17 protein-coding genes are annotated in these 19,090 nt (G+C 62.6%); 6 read left to right on the forward strand and 11 right to left on the reverse strand.

The window, feature by feature from the left end; translation table 11 throughout:
- Positions 1-69 precede the first annotated feature (69 nt).
- Positions 70-594, forward strand: a complete 525-nt coding sequence (locus LJY25_RS14080; protein ID WP_227608992.1) for a hypothetical protein — start codon at positions 70-72, stop codon at positions 592-594.
- An 86-nt stretch (positions 595-680) separates the two neighbouring features.
- Here the strand turns inward: LJY25_RS14080 and LJY25_RS14085 are convergent, their stop codons facing one another.
- The 8 genes from LJY25_RS14085 to LJY25_RS14120 form a co-directional block, all read right to left on the reverse strand.
- A complete protein-coding gene (locus LJY25_RS14085; protein WP_227608993.1) occupies positions 681-1,067 on the reverse strand; it encodes a hypothetical protein in 387 nt (128 codons plus the stop codon).
- 108 nt (positions 1,068-1,175) lie between these two features.
- Positions 1,176-1,550: a PH domain-containing protein gene (locus tag LJY25_RS14090; protein WP_227608994.1), complete on the reverse strand. Its 375-nt coding sequence runs from the start codon at positions 1,548-1,550 to the stop codon at positions 1,176-1,178.
- 30 nt (positions 1,551-1,580) lie between these two features.
- Complete coding sequence (locus tag LJY25_RS14095) at positions 1,581-2,153, reverse strand: hypothetical protein (protein WP_227608995.1); 573 nt, start codon at positions 2,151-2,153, stop codon at positions 1,581-1,583.
- Positions 2,154-2,325: 172 nt separating this feature from the next.
- Complete coding sequence (locus LJY25_RS14100) at positions 2,326-3,189, reverse strand: hypothetical protein (protein WP_227608996.1); 864 nt, start codon at positions 3,187-3,189, stop codon at positions 2,326-2,328.
- Between the two features lie 83 nt (positions 3,190-3,272).
- Positions 3,273-5,639 carry a M1 family metallopeptidase gene (locus tag LJY25_RS14105; protein ID WP_227608997.1) on the reverse strand — a complete coding sequence of 789 codons (2,367 nt, stop codon included), beginning with the start codon at positions 5,637-5,639 and terminating at the stop codon, positions 3,273-3,275.
- Between the two features lie 259 nt (positions 5,640-5,898).
- Positions 5,899-6,480 (reverse strand): HupE/UreJ family protein, encoded by a 582-nt coding sequence (locus tag LJY25_RS14110; protein WP_227608998.1) that lies wholly within the window; start codon positions 6,478-6,480, stop codon positions 5,899-5,901.
- A gap of 128 nt (positions 6,481-6,608) precedes the next feature.
- Complete coding sequence (locus tag LJY25_RS14115) at positions 6,609-10,601, reverse strand: beta strand repeat-containing protein (RefSeq protein WP_227608999.1); 3,993 nt, start codon at positions 10,599-10,601, stop codon at positions 6,609-6,611.
- Positions 10,602-10,926: 325 nt separating this feature from the next.
- Positions 10,927-11,133: a hypothetical protein gene (locus LJY25_RS14120; protein WP_227609000.1), complete on the reverse strand. Its 207-nt coding sequence runs from the start codon at positions 11,131-11,133 to the stop codon at positions 10,927-10,929.
- Positions 11,134-11,816: 683 nt separating this feature from the next.
- Between LJY25_RS14120 and LJY25_RS14125 the strand changes: the two genes are divergently transcribed.
- Positions 11,817-12,806, forward strand: a complete 990-nt coding sequence (locus LJY25_RS14125) for a hypothetical protein (RefSeq protein ID WP_227609001.1) — start codon at positions 11,817-11,819, stop codon at positions 12,804-12,806.
- 92 nt (positions 12,807-12,898) lie between these two features.
- Here the strand turns inward: LJY25_RS14125 and LJY25_RS14130 are convergent, their stop codons facing one another.
- A complete protein-coding gene (locus LJY25_RS14130) occupies positions 12,899-13,090 on the reverse strand; it encodes a hypothetical protein (RefSeq protein WP_227609002.1) in 192 nt (63 codons plus the stop codon).
- An 89-nt stretch (positions 13,091-13,179) separates the two neighbouring features.
- The gene (clpB, locus tag LJY25_RS14135; protein WP_227609003.1) at positions 13,180-15,795 is read right to left on the reverse strand and encodes an ATP-dependent chaperone ClpB; all 2,616 of its coding nucleotides are present in this window, start codon (positions 15,793-15,795) and stop codon (positions 13,180-13,182) included.
- A gap of 250 nt (positions 15,796-16,045) precedes the next feature.
- Between clpB and LJY25_RS14140 the strand changes: the two genes are divergently transcribed.
- From LJY25_RS14140 to LJY25_RS14155, 4 genes are all read left to right on the forward strand, one after another.
- Positions 16,046-16,543, forward strand: coding sequence for a Clp protease N-terminal domain-containing protein (locus LJY25_RS14140; RefSeq protein ID WP_227609004.1), 498 nt, complete (start codon positions 16,046-16,048; stop codon positions 16,541-16,543).
- Between the two features lie 31 nt (positions 16,544-16,574).
- Positions 16,575-17,252 (forward strand): hypothetical protein, encoded by a 678-nt coding sequence (locus tag LJY25_RS14145; RefSeq protein WP_227609005.1) that lies wholly within the window; start codon positions 16,575-16,577, stop codon positions 17,250-17,252.
- 87 nt (positions 17,253-17,339) lie between these two features.
- On the forward strand, positions 17,340-17,714 hold the full coding sequence (locus LJY25_RS14150; RefSeq protein ID WP_227609006.1) for a cupin domain-containing protein: 375 nt from the start codon (positions 17,340-17,342) through the stop codon (positions 17,712-17,714).
- A 5-nt stretch (positions 17,715-17,719) separates the two neighbouring features.
- The gene (locus LJY25_RS14155; RefSeq protein ID WP_227609007.1) at positions 17,720-18,244 is read left to right on the forward strand and encodes a DinB family protein; all 525 of its coding nucleotides are present in this window, start codon (positions 17,720-17,722) and stop codon (positions 18,242-18,244) included.
- Between the two features lie 99 nt (positions 18,245-18,343).
- On the opposite strand, the gene LJY25_RS14160 is transcribed toward LJY25_RS14155, so the two are convergent.
- A complete protein-coding gene (locus LJY25_RS14160) occupies positions 18,344-18,961 on the reverse strand; it encodes a porin family protein (RefSeq protein ID WP_227609008.1) in 618 nt (205 codons plus the stop codon).
- Positions 18,962-19,090 lie beyond the last annotated feature (129 nt).

The raw sequence follows: 19,090 nt of genomic DNA on the forward strand, positions 1-19,090 counted from the left end.
TTCCAGTTTATGAAAGAGCCCCGCGGGTATAGTAGCGGGGCTTTTTGCTTTTCAGTCTGGCTGCCTGTTATGAGCGTTCCTTCAAGATGCCAAATCAGCTTTCCGGTTGCGCTGGTGTTGCTCGGCCTGGGCTGGGTTTCCTGTGACCAGGTTCGGGAAAGCCGGCAGGAGCTCAGTCAGAAAATTCGCCAGCAGGCCGCTGACAAGCAGGATCAGCTGCTTCCCCGGTTCGACGCCCGCACTCCCGATACCGAAAGCAACCGGCGGCGTTTCGCTGAGTTCCTGGACATGAACCCGCCCGCCGGCGTGCGCCGGCTTTACTGCTATGCCGACGAGCTGGGCGCTGATGCCACCTATGCCTTGGCGTTTGAGTCGGGACCCGCTACTACCCGGGCCATTATCCAGCGGCTCGGACTGCAGCCGGATACTACGGGCCTGGCGTTCAGCGGGCAGTTACTGGTTGAGCAGGCGTGGTGGGACCAGGTAGCAATTGCCCGGGCAAAGCCTTACAGCAAGCGGGAAGGTCGGGTGTCGAGCTACCTGTGGCGGGACGAGAAAACCGCCCGGACCTACTTTCTGACGTTCGACCAATAAGGGCCCGTTGGCGGAAAGCGGAGTAATAAAAAAAGCCGGTCCGCTACCGCAGACCGACTTTTTGAGGTCAGATCAGAAAATCGGGGCTAGTTGATAACGGCGGCGCACGCAGTAGAAGACACGTTGCTCAGCACCATGCGGGGCGTGTTGGAGGGTACGCCGATAGCGGGGCAGGGGCGGGGCATCCATTCCGCGTCGCCCATGGGACGGTAGTTGAAGTACACCGTCTGGCCCTGGGTGTCGAAGCCGGGCAGGTCGCCGCCGGTAGAAATTACGTTGGTGTTCCCGTTCCAGGCGCTGCCGATCTGGCGGGAGCCGCTGACCTGAATCAGCACGCCGTCGTAGCAGGTTTTGCCCACTACGGTACCCATTACGCAGGAAGCACGGGGCTCCGGGTCGGAGCATTTGCGGTGGTTGCACCCGGTCAGCATCAAGATGGCCAGGGCCGGAATGAGGAGAAGCTGTTTAAACATAAGGCGGGATGGTAATAATGGTGTAAAGAAAGGAGCCAACCACCCGAAAAAACGTTGCAAGCAGAATATAGAAAACTGCAGCTTTAGCGACCCAAGCGGCGGGCATTGCTACACCGCGTACTGGCCCAGGGCCCGGTAGATGTCGTAGATGCTTTGGTCGTCGCGGAAGGCTTTGCTGATGGGTTCGGCCTGCCCCCGCACCCAGATCCTGAGCTCCGACTCGAGGTCGAAGTGGCCGGTGGTTTCCATCGAGAACCGCTCCACGCTGCGGTAGGGCACGCTCAGGATTTCCCGCTTCTTGCCCGTAATTCCCTGCTTGTCGACCAGCAGCAGGCGCTTGTTGGTAAATATGATCTGGTCCCGGATGATGGCGTAGGCTTTTTCTACCCGCTCATCAGGGCCCAGGATGCGGCTCAGCTCCTGCTGGGTTTGCTGGGTATCGTTTTCAGAAGCGTTGCCGAGCAGGCCGTCGAGAATTCCCATGGGTATTACGCTAAGAGGAAAAGAAAATCATTAATTCTGGGCTTCAGCTGAAGTGCTGCTGAGCTGGTTTTCACGGCTTTTGTGGGTGGTCACGACCCGGCCCCGGCTGGTGAGTTCAATGGTCTTGCTTTCCAGCACATCAATCACGTAGCAGGCCTGCCGCTCTTTCGTAATCCGGATGCTGGCCAGCCGCCCATCCTGATAAGCGAATCGCCGGGCGGTTTCGATAACTGTTCCCTGCGCTGCCATGGTGGCTTTACGCTTCTCTGTCAGCTGTCCCGACTGGTTCCAGGTTCTGGCTTTTTGTGTGCCAGACGAGCTGATTCGGATCCGGGAGCAGGGGGCACCATCGGCATAAAACGTGTACTGCCGGTATTTGTAGGGGCGGCTCACTTTGTTTTTTTGCTGGTAGTAAGTGAGGACAGCCACAGTGCCATCCTCATAAAAGCTGGCTTGCTGAAGGTCCCGGGTCCCGTGCGGACACGCCCGCCTGATCTGCTGGCGCTGCTCGGGCGTGTAGTCACCACCCGTTGCCGCACCCTGGCCAAAGCCCGACTTTGGCAAAAAGAAAAGTAGGGCAGCAGCAAGGAAGGCAGCTTTCATGACGCTAAAACCCAGGGTTGGGCCAAAATGGGTAAGGCAGATAGGCTTTATGACCCCGGTTTTCGGGCGCCCAGGAGGCAGCTTAGCCTTCTGCTGGATGCCTGACGGCTATTGCCGAAGCAGGGCCCGACCGGCGGCCGGGGTGCTTCCGGGGTAGTAAGATGGTCAAAACCTACTGATACGCAACGTTGGTGAGCTGCCCGCGGGTGACGGTAAAGCTCATGATCTGGTAGCAGTCCACGGGCTTGCCGTTCTTGGTAGCCGGCTTCCACTGCTGGGGCATGTCGTTGACGGGAGCCAGCACCTGGTTTACCAGCGTTTCAAAATCACCCCTTCCTTCCACATCAGCCAGGAGGCGGTAGCCGCCGGCTTTGCCATCACAGTTAACCAGGAACAGGATCGACGTCTTGAATACGGCCTGCTTGGCCAGGTCGCTCGTCAGGGGGTGGGCAGTAAAATACTGCTGCAGGGCGGCGGGGCCACCCGTAAACACCGGGTAGGTATCGGGCTGGGGCGGGAGCGTGCCCAGGCGCTTGGCCAGCATGTCGGGTGGGGCCAACGAGCCGGTAGGGGCCGGCGCATACCCGACTGCTGGGGCGCAGGAGGCAACCTTTATGATTTTGTCAGCCGGAAATCGGACCACCGTGGGCAGGTCGGCCTGGGTCTTGAACGTAAAGAGAACCGGAGCTTTCGGCTGCTCAAATCGGCGAGGCGAGAAAAACAGCGTCACGATTCCCTGCTGGCCTTCGAACGTCAGGTCAACCCTGGTCAGGGTGTCGTTCCCCGCCCGCAGGTAGCTGACCTTATCAACGTGAAACTTAATGTTGCGGGGCGCTTTGAGCGCGTTCAGGTAAAACCCTAAGACCCGCTTGTCGCGACCAATCCTAATCGGGCTGCCGGGCTCATAGCCGTAGGCGGAGTCTTTGGACACCTCCGTGATTTTCAGGGTACGCACGTTCAGGTAGTCCTGAGCGAAACCGGCGCCAGCATAAAAAAGCAGCGGCAGCGTAAGCAGGCAGCGTATTAAAGACTTCATAGCAGGCAAAGAGGATGGATAGAAAATAAAAACAGCCGGACCAACGGGTCCGGCTGTTAAAGTAACGCAAGTCCGACGTAAATCTAGTTCGTGCCGGAGCTGCCGTTCGTGCCACCGCCACCGGCGGGCGGACGCTGCTGCGACGTGCCCTGCTGTTGCTGCATGGGGTTGGGCGGGGTTTGCTGCTGCTGCTGAAACAGCTCGAAGCGCGACGGGGCCAGGCGGCGGGGGAAGGCGTTGTTCGACAGGTCGGTGTCGGCCGTTTCCAGACGGGGGTCCAGCACGAAGCTCACCACCGGCTTGGGCGTGATAAACACCTTGGTGACGCGCTCATTGTTTTTGCGCCAGATTTCGGCCGGGATGGTTATGATTTCCTGTTTGCCGTCTTCGTAGGTCATCTGCACCACCACGGGCATCACCAGTCCGCCTACGTTGCGCAGCTCCACCTCGTAGAAGTGCAGGCCGGCGTCGAGGCGCTGCTGCTGGCTGGGCGTGAGGCCAGCCCGGTACTTCTGGTAGGCCTGGCGCTGGGCGTCGGTCGTGGCCGTGGGGTCGTAGGAGTTGTAGAAGTCCTTGAGCTCGGGCTTCACGTCGACCAGGGTTTTGGAGATGTCCTGCAGGTTGCGCTGCTGCGACAGGGTCTTGGGCTCGGCGTTGATCAGCTCCCGCTTGCGGGCGTTTTCGATTTCGGGATTCTTCGAGTCCACCGTGTACCAGTTCACGCTTTCGATGGCGAGGTCGGAGCGGTCGGTGGTGTAGAACCAGCCCCGCCAGAACCAGTCGAGGTCGGTGCCCGAGGCATCCTCCATCGTGCGGAAGAAGTCGGCGGGCGTGGGGTGCTTGTAGGCCCAGCGCTTGGCGTAAGTTTTAAAGGCGAAGTCGAACAGCTGCCGGCCCATGATGGTCTCGCGCAGCATGTTCAGGCCGGTGGCGGGCTTGGCGTAAGCGTTGGGCCCGAACTGCAGCACCGACTCCGAGTTGGTCATGATCGGGGTCTGCAGGCTTTTGTCGGTGCGCATGTAGTCCACGATGTTCTTGGGCTCACCCCGGCGCGACGGGTAGCCGCGCTCCCACTCCTGCTCGGTCAGGAACTGCACGAAGGTGTTCAGGCCCTCGTCCATCCACGACCACTGCCGCTCGTCGGAGTTGATGATCATGGGAAAGAAGTTATGGCCAACCTCGTGGATAATCACCGAAATCATCCCGTACTTTTTATCGGCGGTGTAGGTGCCGTCCTTGTCGGGACGGCCGCCGTTAAAGCAGATCATCGGGTACTCCATGCCGCCCACCGGGCCGTGCACCGAAATAGCCACCGGGTACTCGTAGTCGATGGTGTACTTGGAGTACACCTTGATGGTATGGGCTACGACTTCCGTCGAGTACTTGCCCCACAGCGGGTTGCCTTCCTTGGGGTAGTAGCTCATGCACAGCACCGGCTTGCCGGCCTGCTTGATCTGCATGGCGTCCCAGATAAACTTGCGCGACGAGGCCCAGGCGAAGTCGCGGACGTTTTTGGCAGCGTAGGTCCAGGTTTTGGTGCCTTTGGCCCGTCCCTGCTCAGCCTTCACGGCCTCCTCCTGACTCACGATAAGCACGGGCCGGCTGGCACCTACGGCCTGGGCGAGACGCTTGCGCTGGGTGGCCGAAAGCACCTTGTCGGGGTTTTGCAGCACGCCGGTGGCGCCCACCACGTGGTCGGCCGGAGCGGTGATGCTCACGCGGTAGTCGCCGAAGGGCAGGGTAAACTCGCCGTTGCCCAGAAACTGCTTGTGCTGCCAGCCCTGGTTGTCGGAGTACACCGCCATGCGGGGATAGAATTGCGCAATCTCGTAGAGGTAGTTCTTGTCGTCCGGGAAGAACTCGTAGCCGCTGCGCTGGTTTATCTTGAGCTGGTCGTTGATGTTGTAGTGCCAGCTGATGCTGAATGTGACCGAAGCCCGGGGCGCCAGGGGCTGGGGCAGGTCTACCCGCATCATGGTGTGGTTGATAACGTAGGGCAGGGCCTTGCCACCCTTCATCTTCACCGACTCAATCTTGAAGCCGCCGTCGAAGTCTTCGCGCACGAGGTGCTCGAGGGCCGGAAAGCTCATCTTGTTCTGAATCTGACCTACCTGGGTGGAGGTGGTGATGGAGTTCTTGTCCAGGATGTTCTGGTCGAGCTGCACCCAGAGGTAGGGCAGCACGTCCGGAGAGAGATTGGTGTAGGTGATGTCCTCCGAGCCGCTGATGGACTGCTTCTCGTCATCAAGCTTCACGCGGATGTCGTAGTCGGCGCGCTGCTGCCAGTAGTCCCGGCCCGGGGCGCCCGAGGCGGTGCGGTAGGAGTTGGGCGTGGGCAGCAGGGTTTCCAGCTGAGCGAACTTGTCGGTGCCGGAATTGGTGGTCTGCGCCGCCAGCGGGCCGGCTATTCCGACGCAGAGCGCAGCACCAAGTAGAAATTTTGCAAGCATAAATCAGAAGAGGAAGAGAAAGCAAAAAGGCCGCTGGCACCAGAATGTTTGCGCAGCGGCGGGCAAAGACCCCAACGCAGCCCCAACGCTGCATGTGGGCAACCAGTTTCTTTTTTTGAGCTGCCGGCCGCAGGCTTCTGGCGGCAAGCGTCCAAAGCAGGCTTACAGGTAGGTGTTGAGGTTAGCGGCCTGCCTTACGCACACCGGGTAAGAACCACCATATTCTTGCAGCTAAAGTTAGTGGTTGGCGGCGGACAACTCACGCTAAAAGCAGCACCAGCGCTACGCCGGCCGCCAGCCCGCTCACAACCAGAATCCAGTCGCGGCGGGTGCGGCGTAGGATGCGCAGGGTGATAAGTCCAAGAATCAGAATCAGCAAAACGATGAGCAGCTGCCCGGCCTCCACGCCCAGATTAAACGCCAGCAGCTCCAGCACCGGCCGGCTGCTGCGGCCCAGCAGCTCGCGCAGGTAGCTCGAAAAGCCCAGTCCGTGAATCAGCCCAAAGGCTGCGGCCAGCAGATTGGCAGACGTCAGCAGCACCGGCTCCCGGGGCTTGATGGTCTGGCCGGCCCGCCTTAGGTTAAGGCCACAGGTAAGCAGAATCGTCACCGGAATCAGCGTCTCCACCAGCCGGGAGTTATACTGCACAAAGCCCAGCGTCGCCAAACCCAGCGTAAGGGAGTGGCCCACCGTAAAGCTCGTGACCAGGGCCAGCACCCGCCGCCAGTCGGCCAGCACGTAGGGGGCGCACAACGCCAGCAGGAACACGAGGTGGTCGTAAGCCTGCAGGTTGAAGATGTGGAAGAAGCCCAGCCGGAAGTAAGTCGAGAATATGGACATACGGCAAAGCTAAGCCAACGCAGGCTTTTCCGGTCTTCACGTTCAGCGCCGCTGTTCATCTAAAGCGCAGTCATAAAAAAGCCCCGCTGACTAAGTCAGCGGGGCTTTTCAAGCAGGTGCGGGAAAGGCTATTCCTTCACGATGCGGCGCGTATCAAGGCCCCCGTCGGTCCGGGCGCGCAGGATGTAGATACCAGCAGGCAGCTTGCTCAGATCCACGGCATGTGTGGTCTGGCTGGCCGAAGCCGGCACCGTAGCCGTGTGCACTACCTGTCCGAGAGCGTTGAACACCGACAGTTCTACCGTCTTCTGGTAGCCGGTGAGCTCCACCGTCAGGTTGCCGTCGCGGGTGGGGTTGGGGAACACGCTCAGCGACGCGCCGGCCAGCGGCCTGACGCTGGAGGTCACCGTCAGCGGCAGCGAGGCTTGGGAAGCGCAGCCCTGGGCCGAGGTGGTCACCACGGTATAGGCGCCGAACTGAGCCGGCGTGTTCACCACGTAGCTCTGGCCGGTAGCACCGGCAATGAGGGTGCCGTTCAGGTACCACTGGTTGCCCGTGGCCGCACTCGACGTGAGCGTGGTAGTCGTGCCGTTGTACACCACCGAGACCGTCGGACGAGCCGGCGTGGCGTTGATGGTCACCGTCGAGGTCGCCGTCGTAGCCGCGCAGCCACCAGCGGCGGCTACCGTGTTGGTCACGGTGTAGGTACCGGCCGTCGACGTAGCCAGCGAGATAACGCCGGTTGTGGCGTTAAGCGTCAGGCCTGCCGTCGAGCTGAACGTACCGGCCGTAGCGCCGGCTGCCAGCGTCGGGGCAACCGTGCCCGTCGAACCTGCGCAGGTGCCCGTGGCCGGGTAGCTGAACGAGGCCAGCGGAGCCGCCGTGATGGTCACCGTTGAGGTAGCGGTCGTAGCTGCGCAGCCGCCGGCCGCGGCCACCGTGTTGGTGACGGTGTAGGTGCCCGGTGTCGACGAGGACAGGGTGATGGCGCCGGTCGTGGCGTTAAGCGTCAGACCAGCCGTGGAAGAGAATGTGCCGGCCGTGGCGCCGGTACCCAGCACCACGGTGGGGTTGGTTGTCCCGGTCACACAGTAAGAGCTGGTCGTGCCGTAGCTGAAGCTGGCCAGGGGAGCGGCCGTGATGGTCACCGTTTGCGTGGCTGAAGACGGGCAGGTGCCTGCTACGCTGTAGGTCACGGTGTAGGTGCCGGGCGTCGAAGCAGCCAGGTTGATGGCGCCCGTAGTGCCGTTAACACTCAGACCAGCCGTTGAGCTGAACGTGCCGCCGGCCGTACCCGTCACCGTCGCGGTGGGGTTCGTGCCGCTCACGCAGAACGTAGCGGCCGGGTAGCTGAACGTGGCCGTCGTTGCCGGGTTCACCGTCACCGTCTGCGTCGCAGACGACGGGCAGGGGCCTGCCACGGTGTACGTGACCACGTAGGTGCCGGCTGTTGAAGTCGCCAGGTTGATGGCGCCGGTCGTGGAGTTAACACTCAGCCCGGTGGTCGAGGAGAAGGTGCCACCGGCCGTGCCGGTTACCGTTGCGGTGGGGTTCGTACCACCCAGGCAGAACGCTGCGGTCGGATACGAGAACGTAGCCGTGGTAGTCGGGTTTACCGTGACGGTAGTAGCCGGCGAGGTAGCCGAGCAGCCGGACGCATTGGTTACCACTACAGCGTAGTTACCGGCAGTCGAAGCCGTGTAGGTAGCCGAGGTGGCGCCGGGAATGGCGGTGCCGTTGAGCAGAAACTGGTACGTGTTGCCCGTACCGGCCGAAGCCGTGAGCACCACCGAGCCACCCTGGCAGAAAGTGGTAGCACTACCAGCCGTCAGTGAGGCCGACGGAACGGCGTTGATAACCACCTGCGTGGTTGCCGTAGCAGCCGGGCAGCCACCCGACGCGGTGATGGTGTTGGTCACGGTGTAGGTACCGGCCGTGGACGTAGCCAGCGAAATAACGCCCGTGGTCGGGTTAATCTCCAGGCCTGCGGTAGAGCTGAACGTACCGGCCGAGCTGCCAGCCGGGAAGGTAGGCGTAAGGGTAGCCGAAGAGCTGGCGCAGGTGCTGCCGGTCGTGGGGTAGCTGAACGCGGCGCTGGGGGCGTTGGTTAAGGTCACCGTCTGCGTGGCCGACGACGGGCAGGGACCGGCCACGCTGTAGGTTACCACGTAGGTGCCGGCCGTGGAGGCCATCAGATCAATCGTGCCGGTGGTAGCATTGACGCTCAGCCCGGTGGTGGAGCTGAAGGTGCCTCCCATCGTGCCGGTTACCGTTGCGGTGGGATTCGTACCGCCCAGGCAGAAGGTCGAGCCCGAATAAGAGAAAGCCGCGATGGTGGCCGGGTTTATCGTAACCGTTGTGGTGGCCGTTACGGCAGCGCAGGCACCCGAGGCCGGAATCGTGTTGGTTACGGTGTAGGTGCCGGGTGAGCTGGTGGTAGGCGTAATGGCACCGGTAGTGGGGCTCAGGCTCAGGCCTGCGGCGGAGCTGAACGTGCCGGCCGTGGCGCCGGGAGCCAGCGTAGCATTAATGGTTCCGCTCTGTGAGCCGCAGTAGCTGGCCGCGGGGTAGGAAAAGCCTGCCGAGCCGGGGGCGCTGATGGTAACGGTCGTGCCGCCCGTCACCGCCGCGCAGCCGCCCGAGGCCGCTACCGTATTGGTGATGAAATAGGTGCCCGGCGTCGAGGTCGATGGCGTGATAGTGCCGGTGGAGCTGATCGTCAGGCCCGTTGCCGGGTTGACTGACAGCGTACCCAGGGTGCTGCCTGTGCCGATGCCCAGGGCTACTGTGCCCGTCGTCGTGGTGCAGTAGCTGGGTGCCGAATAGCCAATGTTGGCCGTAGGCGGAGCCGTGATGGTCACGGTGGCCGTGGCGGAAGTGGCGGCGCAGCTGCCCGAGGCGGCTACCGTGTTGGTTACGGTGTAGGTGCCGGGCGTGCTGCTGCTGGGCGTAATGGCACCGGTAGTCGCGTTCAGCGTCAGCCCGGCGGTGGAGCTGAACGTACCGGCCGTGCTGCCGGTGGCCAGGGTGGGGGCTACGCTGCTGGTGTTGGTGGTGCAGTACGAGGCCGGGTCATAGCTGAAGGCCGCCGACTGGGCGGTGGAAATCGTAATGGTGGCCGTGCTGCTGCAGGTGCTGCTCACGGTATACGTCACGGTGTAGGTGCCGGGCGTGGAGGCAGCGAGGTCAACAGCGCCGGTGGTAGCGTTGATGCTCAGGCCCGTGGTCGAGCTGAACGTGCCGCCGGTGGTGCCCGTCACCGTGGGCGTGGGGTTGGTGCCGGTCTGGCAGTACGAAGCGGCCGAATAGCTGAAGGCGGCGTTGCAGGCGGTGCCCGTACCGGCCGTCAGGGAGAAGTCGTCGATGGCCAGTCCATCGTCGGCACCAGCGGCGTCGGCATCCGCGAAGCGGAGGTAGAAGGTGGCGCCGGGGGCAATGGACAGGCCGGTAATGGTGCCTGAAACAGCGGTGCGGTTAGCAGGGTCGTTGCCATCGTAGCCGGTGCTGGTGGTGTTGTTGTTGACGGGCCCGACGAAGTCAAGCGCGTTCACGTCCACAAAGGTGCCGGTGGTAAAGGAAGTGGCATCCGTGCTGTACTGAAAGTCCAACCGGTCGGCGCGGGCGGTAGTAGAGGCCGACAGGCGGTAGATTTCGCCCGTGTAGCCGACGGTCAGGCTGGAAATAACGGCGCCGGTGGTATTGGTAAAGGCAAAGCCGTACTGGGCCGATAGAGAGCCGCTGCGGACGCTGCCAAAGGCCCGGTCCGTTGGCGCGGAGGCGCCGAAGCCGAAGCTGTAGGTTTCACCCGTATTCGGGCTGCTGGTCGGGGTGATGGTAACGGCGGTGTAGGTGGTGTTAGCGCCAGTACCGGTACCGACGTTGGTTTCCACGAAGCCAAAACCCGCCGGTACCGCGGAGCTGGTTCCCGTCGTGGCCAGGGTATTAAAGTCCTGGGTGTAGGTGGCCGTGCCCAGGCTGATGGGCGTAACCGGGTTAGGCGTCTGTACCTGAGCCCAGCTCAGCGCCGGCATAAGCAGCAGCAAAGCCAGCAGCCGGAACCCCGGGCGGGCGGTGCGGCGGCTGACTGCCGACCGCGAGGTAAAAGGTAAAGCTGTTCGCATAAAAAAGAGGAGTAGGAAAGGTGAAAAAAACAAGGATGGGAAAGCCGTTGAACTACCCCGGCCGAACCTGGACGACGGCCGAAACTCGGGAGTGTCCGGGTAAGTGGTTGCGTTCAGGCCGGTGGTATGCTGTAAAGTATAAAGACAAAATGACTCGGACCCCGGACCGCCCGGGTATCTGCCAGCCGACCGGGTCAGGGAAAGGCGGCTACCGGCGAAAATGGTGGTTCCGGCCTACTTGAGTAGGATTTGTCAGCAGGCGGAGGAAAAAAATAAACCCATCCTTACGGTGCCGGCAGGTGCCGGTTGGCGGCTTGTCTGGTTTTTAGCTGACCACTGCCACCGGGCCGGGAGGGGCGGTGCTGGTGGCGGCCCGAAGCGTGCGGGGCCCGCCGGTACGGCTCGGGTCGGTAGGCTTATCCTGGGTTAGCAGGCGGCTGCTGCATACCAGGGCCAGGAGCAGCAGAGCCAGTACCAGCCAGGACTGAAAATCCGGCGCCGGGGCCGTTTGACAAGCAGAGCCAGGAAGCATAGGAATATAGTAGAGTGGGAATTAGGGTAAGGTCCACACCCTAGGGGAGTTTTAGGGCGCTGCCTTCCTCTTTATTTATGCAAACGTTACCGGGAACGTTGCCAGCCGGGCTGTGGCGGGGGCGGCCCGCGCAAGGCCCTGGCTAAGCCCCCGGCGCCGGTTGCAGCAGAACATGTAAAACTCCCTGCCCGCAGACTGCGAAACGGGGCAGTCGCCTTAGAAGCTCACCTTGACGATGGCAAAGCGGGGTGAGGCGGCTTGGTAAGGCTTACCGCACCAGTGGCAAAGCTGCCCGTCGGGGCGGCCGTAGCCCTGGCATCGGTGCTGCGCAGGCGAAACCTGATAGTCTGGCTGCCGGAAATCACCGGCAGGGTCTGCGGGTCCTGCAAAAGCAGTTTGTCGCCATATTGCCGGCAGGGCTTGCAAGGCGTTCAACCAGGGCTGGATGGGTGCACCGTCAGTCGGGTAGTCCGGGCCTTGATTCCGGTGGTTACGGCTTTCAGCAGTCGAAATCCCGGGGTTTGCCCAGCGCTTTGCGGCCGTCGAGGATGCTCCGGATCTACCGGCTTCCTTTCTCTCTTGGGGATAGGAACCGGTGCCGGTCGTGTGCTACCTTTGCTTTGATCCGCTCTGGCCGAAATCTTCTGTTGGGCCGGAGCTGCAGTTCTTTCTACTTATTCTATTTGCGTAACAAAGTATTTATGCGGCGCATTCTCTGCGTGATTCTCCTGGCGGCTGGAGCCGCCCCGGTAGCGGCTCAAACGCTGCCCACCGTTCCAAATCCACCCGCCGCAGTGGCCGAGCCGCTGCCCACCCTGACCCGCGCCGACACGGCCCGGGCGGTGCACGAGCTGTTCCGCAGCCGGCGGGGCGGCGGTGCCGGCTGGCTAGCCCTGGGCACCGTCGGCATCCTGGCTTCTACTTTGCCCGCGCTGCAGACAACCAGCGCCGGGGTCTGGTCGCCCGGCGTGGTGGCGGGCTCGGCTTTTACCCTTATCGGGTTAAACAAGCGTATTCAGTTCCGGCGGGGCCGGGAAAAGCAGGTGCTGCGGGAGTTGGCCGCCACCGGCCACCTGCCTGCCAGCGTCAGCCGGCGGCTGCGCGGCAACTTCCTGCCTTTGCACGGCACGGCCACGGCCGATAACCCCCTGCTGGCTGCCGGCATCCAGCCCGTGGCTCCGGCTTCAGCCGGCGCACCGGCTCCCGCTGCAACCAATACGCCGGCGCCGGCTACGACCGGTGTACCGATTCCTCCCAGCCCCGCGCAGGCGTTGGCGGATGCCCGGCAGGACACACTCGACGCCGTGCAGGGAATGTTCAATGCCAAGCGCCTGGGCGGGCAGCTTCCGATGCTGGTGGCCCTGCCCGCCCTGCGTCTGATGACCGGGGCCAGCGGCTCCAGCTCGTCAACGCCGCCCGGACAGGGGCAGCAGGACGAAGCTTCCCCCGAGATGGTGGCCGCGGGCCTGCTGCTGGCGGCCGGTGGGCTTACCTACATGTTTGTGCACAACGCCCCGTACTCCGATGCCAAGTTTTCCGCCTTGCGCACGAGCTACCTCGCGGGCCAGCCCCTGCCGGCCACCATCCGAACCAAGCTAAAACCAAAGCACATGGCCGACGGCCGCACCTACCGGGAGCGGATGGAGCGGAGAGCCGCCCGCCGCCGTCGCTAAGCCTGCGGGCTCGGTTTGGAGCCGCGGAGAAAGCAAAAAGAAAAACCCCGCCGGTAGTAGACCGGCGGGGCTTTCAGCTGCTGGTGGTTTGGCTACTGCCGCGGCGACTGTTGCTGCTCCTTCTTTTTCGTTTCTACCAGCTCGGTCCGGGGCTCGGTGTCGATAAAGCGCTGCTCCCGCTTCTGCGACACCGGGGCCGCGCCGGTCAGACCGACGCCGGCAGCCGCCAAAAGCAGCATGGCGCACAGGCCGAGGGTGCGCAGGAATTTCTTGAACGCGGTCATGAGCAGAGAAGGATGAAAAACGCCCCGTCGGCGCGGTGGTCGGCGGGGCGTTTTCTGTTCAGCTAAATCAGGATTGTGGAAGAGTCGGCTTACACGCCCGGGATTTCCACGTCCACGTTCACGAAGCGGATATGCTCGTCTTCGAGCACGGCTTCCACCACGGCGTCCTTGCTCACGCGGCCCGAGAGGATGTCCTTGCTCAGCTCGTTCAGCACCAGGCGCTGCAGCACGCGCTTAAGCGGACGGGCCCCGAACTGCGGGTCAAAGCCCTGCTCGCCGAGGAAGTCGAGCACCTCGTCGGTGGCTTCGAGGCGGATGCCGGCTTCTTCCAGGCGCTGCTGAATCTGCTTGAACTGAATGTCCACGATGCGGCGGATTTCCTTGCGCTTCAGCGGCTGGAACATCACAATCTCGTCGATGCGGTTCAGGAACTCGGGGCGCATGTGGCCTTTCAGCCGCTCCACCACTTCCTCCCGGGTGCGGTCCACCACCTCGTCGTGGTTGTAGTCATTCAGCTCCTTAAAGTTTTTCTGAATGATGTCGGCTCCGGTGTTAGAGGTCATGATGATGATGGTGTTCTTGAAGTTCGCCACCCGGCCCTTGTTATCGGTGAGGCGGCCGTCGTCGAGCACCTGAAGCAGGATGTTGAACACATCGGGGTGGGCCTTCTCAATCTCGTCGAGCAGGATTACCGAGTAGGGCTTGCGGCGCACGGCCTCGGTCAGCTGACCGCCTTCGTCGTAGCCCACGTAGCCGGGAGGCGCCCCGATCAGGCGCGACACGGCGTGGCGCTCCTGGTACTCGCTCATGTCGATGCGGACCATCGAGTTCTCGTCGTTGAACAGGTACTCGGCCAGAGCCTTTGCCAGCTCGGTTTTACCCACGCCGGTAGTGCCCAGGAAGATAAACGAGCCGATGGGACGCTTGGGGTCCTGCAGACCGGCCCGGGAGCGGCGCACGGCGTCGGAAATGGCGGCAATGGCTTCGCTCTGACCGGCCACGCGCTTGCCCAGCTCGGCTTCGAGGTTGAGCAGCTTCTCGCGGTCCGACTGCAGCATCTTGCTCACCGGAATGCCGGTCCACTTGGCCACTACTTCGGCAATGTCCTCGTGGGTTACGACTTCCTGCAGCATCGAGCCCCCGTCCTTGTTGGCGTTGGCTTCATCCTGCAGGGCTTTCAGCCTGGCCTCGGCTTCCTGAATCTTGCCGTAGCGCAGCTCGGCCACCCGGCCGTAGTCGCCCTGGCGCTCGGCCTGCTCGGCTTCCACCTTGAACCGCTCAATAGCCTCTTTCTGCTCCTGGATGGAGGTCAGCACCGACTTCTCGTTTTCCCACTGGGCCTTAAGCGAGTCGCGCTTGGCGGTCAGCTCGCTCAGCTCCTTGTTGAGCACGTTTTCGCGGTCGTGGTTTTCCTCGCGGCGGATGGCCTCGCGCTCAATCTCCAGCTGCATGATGCGGCGCTGCACCTCGTCGAGCTCCACGGGCATGGAGTTCAGCTCGATGCGGAGCTTGGCAGCGGCTTCGTCCATCAGGTCGATGGCTTTGTCGGGCAAGAACCGGTCGGTGATGTAGCGGCTGCTCAGCTCCACGGCGGCAATAACGGCGTCGTCGGTGATGCGCACGCCGTGGTGCAGCTCGTACTTCTCCTTGATGCCGCGCATGATGCTGATGGCGTCCTCGATGGTCGGCTCATCCACCATCACGGCCTGGAAGCGGCGCTCCAGGGCCTTGTCCTTCTCGATGTACTTCTGGTACTCCTTGAGCGTGGTGGCGCCGATAGAGTGCAATTCCCCCCGGGCCAGGGCGGGCTTGAGCAGGTTGGCGGCGTCCATGGCGCCTTCCCCGCCCGCGCCGGCCCCGATCAGGGTGTGCATCTCGTCGATGAACAGAATGATCTGGCCTTCGGAGTCGGTTACTTCCTTGATGACGGACTTGAGGCGCTCCTCGAACTCGCCCTTGTACTTGGCACCCGCGATGAGCAGGCCCATGTCGAGGGACATGATGACTTTGTCCTTGAGGTTCTCGGGCACGTCGCCGGCCACGATGCGCTGGGCCAGGCCCTCCACGATGGCAGTCTTGCCGACGCCGGGCTCACCGAGCAAAACAGGGTTGTTCTTGGTGCGGCGGCTCAGGATCTGGAGCACGCGGCGGATTTCCTCGTCGCGGCCGATAACCGGGTCCATCTTGCCGGTGCGCACCTGCTCGTTGAGGTTGCGGGCGTAGCGGTTCAGGCTCTGGTACTGGTCCTCGGCGGTCTGGCTCGTGACCTTGCGGCCCCCGCGCAGCTCCTTGATGGCGGCTTTCAGGTCTTTCTCGTTGAAGCCGGCGTCCTTCATCAGGGTCGCCACGGAATCCTTGCCGCCGAGCAGCCCCAGCAGCAGGTGCTCCACCGACACGTACTCGTCTTCAAACTCCTTGAGGTAGCCGGTAGCGCGCTGCAAAGCGGCGGCGGCATCGTTGGAAAGGTAGGGCGCGCCCCCGCTCACCTTGGGGTAAGCGGTTACGATAGCGTCGAGGCGGGGGGAGAGGATATTCTGGTTTACGCCCAGCTTGTTGGCCAGAAACGACAGCACGTTCTCGTCGCTCTGGAAAAGGCCCTTCAGCAGGTGGCCGGTTTCAATGGCCTGCTGCTGGTTGGCGCCGGCCAGCTCCGTGGCCTTCTGCACGGCCTCCTGCGCCTTGATGGTATAATTATTAAAGTTCATGGCTGCTAGTGTCTTGGTAGGTGCTTCGGGTTAGGAAGTCTACGAAGGGCCTAGCAAACGGGGTGCGAGAAGGATTTTGCTGACGTTTTGACGGGTTTTCCAAGGCTTAAATGGTAGTAATCTGCAATAATGTCTGTGTCTTTGGTAGTCAAATAGGTACTTGCATAGTCACTGTTTTGCATTGCTGGTTTGAAGGTTCACGTCGCATGGGCCCGACTAACCATTGCCGCATGTTCGCGTTCTTGGCCCCATGTGGAACCCCTTCCGCCGCCGACGCCTTCGGTACCGTCATTACTCCGCCAACCTGCGGGCCATTATTGCCCTGACCCGGCTGGAGGCTATCCGCCTCGACAACGACTACATCAACCACGTGCACTTCCTGCTGGCGGTGCTGGCCGATAAAAACAGCGGTTTGTACCGGCTGCTCTGCCGTCAGCTCGAAGCGTCGGAGACAAGCCTAATGCAGTTCACCTACGAGCTGGAGAATGTGGTGAAAGGGCAGCGTACCAGTCAGCGGGGGATTACCGTCGAAGGCTCCCTACCGCTGACGATTCAGATGGAAGACGCGCTCAGCCACGCCGGGCGAATTGGCTTTGAGCTGGGAGCCAAGCGGGTAGAGGCTTCGCACGTTGCCCTGGGCATGTGCCAGGATACTACCTCCATGGGGGCTGCCCTCCTAAGCGCCGCCGGACTTAGCGTCGAAATGCTACGGGAAGCAGAAAACACTGCTGCCGCTCGCTTAGATTAGGCTTCAGCTCTACTTTTCTATTCACCACCTTATGCTGCTATCCACCTTACTTACCGGCCTGACGTTGCTGGCTTCACCCCAAACACCGCCCGACTCGACCGTGGCTCCCCGGTATCAGCTGTACGCCGGAGCGCAGGCGTACTCGTTCCGGTTTGCGGGGCCCGGGCAGCAGGAGGGGGAAAACCAATGGCTAACTATGCGGGGACCGCTGCTGATGGTCGGCTACCAGCCCTGCCGGTGGTATGCCCTGGAAGCGTCGTTTGGCTGGCGGCCCGGACAGGGACCTACCACCACGCGCATGGTTAACGGCGGAGAGTCACGGAGCTATGAGCGTCATCAAAGCTGGATGGTTCCGCTGCTAAGCCGGGTGCGGTTTGTGCCGGTCCGCCGGTGGGGAGTTGAGGGCGTTGTCGGGCTTACGGCGCTACACAGCAAGATTGAGTACTACGACGCCTTTACGCCGGCCGGGCAGCCGCAGCGCCCGTTCTACATGGGTGGAAGCACGGAGGCAAATGATCTGCCCCTGACGCTGGGAGCAGCCGTGACGTACAGCCCCACACCCCGCTGGACGCTGGTAGGGGAGGGTCGGCTGAACTGGTCGTGGCTGGGGACGCTGGTTGGACAAGCGTTTTTCGGGCAGGCCTACTATGCTCCGCAGCCGGGGGTTAGCCTGGGGCTCCGGTATAATTTTCTGGCCCGCCGCCGATAACCGGTGCCGGGTCCTGCCCCGCTGTAAGAATTTGCTACATTCAGGCAGATTCCCGGCTTACTCTTTCACCGACTAACCTACTTACCGATGACCAACGAAACTCTCCTGGGCCCTTTAAAAGACGCCTCCCGCCGCGAAATCGGCGGCGTGCAGGTTGACGTAGTGCGCACCGGCAACTCCCGGGTGAAGCGGGTGGTGTACCCGGCCGGCTTCCGCTGGTCGAAGGATATGCAGCCCCTGATTGGCACCACACTCTGCCAGCACGCCCACGTCGGGTTCCTGGCGTCGGGCCGGTTCACCATCGAGTACGCCGACGGCGCCCAGGAAGAGTTCGTGGCTCCCCAGGTAGTTGCCATTGCCCCCGGCCACGACGGCTGGGTGGTGGGCGGGGAGCCCGCCATCCTCATCGAGTTCGACTTCGAAGGCGAAACCGTGGAGCGCCTGGGTTTGACGCGGCCCTGACCGGTATGACCAAATCTGAGATTCTGCCTGAGTTGACGGCCGCCCACGCGGCCTTTGCCGCCACGGTCAGCGCCCTGAGCGCCACTGACTTTGTGGCCGCTCCCGCTGGCAAGTGGAGCGCCGGGCAGCAGCTCGACCACATCGTGCGGGCCGTGGAGCCGGTGGGCACGGCCCTGCTGCTGCCCCGGGTGGCGCTGCGTCTGCTGTTCGGCCGGGCCAATCGTCCTTCGCGGAGCTACGAGGAGCTGGTGCAGCGCTACCAGCAGAAGCTGGCGGCGGGCGGCAAAGCCAGCGGCCGGTTTGTGCCGCCGGTGGTAGGAGCCGCGCGGCAGTCCGCGCTGGGCCGCAAGCTCGAAGCGGCCGTAGCCAGGCTGGTGAAGCGGGCCGCGGGCTACTCCGAGCAGGACCTAGACGCCTTCGTGCTGCCGCACCCGCTGCTGGGCAAGCTCACCCTGCGCGAGATGCTGTACTTCACCCTCTACCACGTGGAGCACCATCACCGCCAGCTGCCGGCCAGGGCGGAAGCCTGACAGAGCCGCCTTCCGAACGCAAAACCGGGAGACCCGCCCCGCGTCGTTCCGACCGCGGAAGCCGGTCTCCCGGTCCGGACAAGGTGAGGTATGGAGCTGCTAGCTGCGGTTGCCGATCATGTAGCCGACGTAGAGTTGAAAGGCGCTGTTCCACGTGTTTTCGCTGGCGATGATGCGGCCGTTGTGGATGAAGGGCTTGTTGAGGCGGGTTAACCCGCCGTTGTAGCGGAAGCCGGCGAGCGGGCCGGTGCGGTGCTGGTAGCCCAGACCGCCTACGTAGCCCACGTCGAACTTCTCGTAGGTGTCCCGCACATTGTAGCTGTAGTCGTTGGCGTAGGACCTGGCCCGCGCCACGTAGCCGAACTGGGGGCCGGCTTCCACGAAAATGCCGGTTTCGCCCAGTCGGGCCTTGGCCAGCAGGGGCAGGTCGAGGTAGGTAAAGATGGTTTTGTAGCCGGGTGCAATCTTGTTCTGCCCGCCCTTCTGGGAATAAAGCAGCTCGGCCTGAATGGAATACTTGTGGGTGACCTGAAATTCACCCATCACGCCGGCGTGGAAGCCGAGGTAGTAGGCGTTGCTGGCAGAGGAAAGCTGGTCCGGGTCGACGCCCCGCAGCCTGGTGTAGGACGGTCCGGCTTTCAGGCCCACCCGGAAGTTCTGGGCGGTAGCGGCGGTGGCAGCGGCTGCCAGGCATAGGGTAAGAATAGAGCGGCGCATCGAAAGAAGGGTTAGATAAGTTGTCAGGGCCAGAAACGGCCCTGACAACGCAAATAGTATGAAGCTCCTATTCTATATCTTCTCAGGCACGTCGCACGGTGAACTACGTATCAGCCGCAGTGTGCTACC

This window comes from Hymenobacter translucens, assembly GCF_020685205.1.
GTDB lineage: Bacteria > Bacteroidota > Bacteroidia > Cytophagales > Hymenobacteraceae > Hymenobacter > Hymenobacter translucens.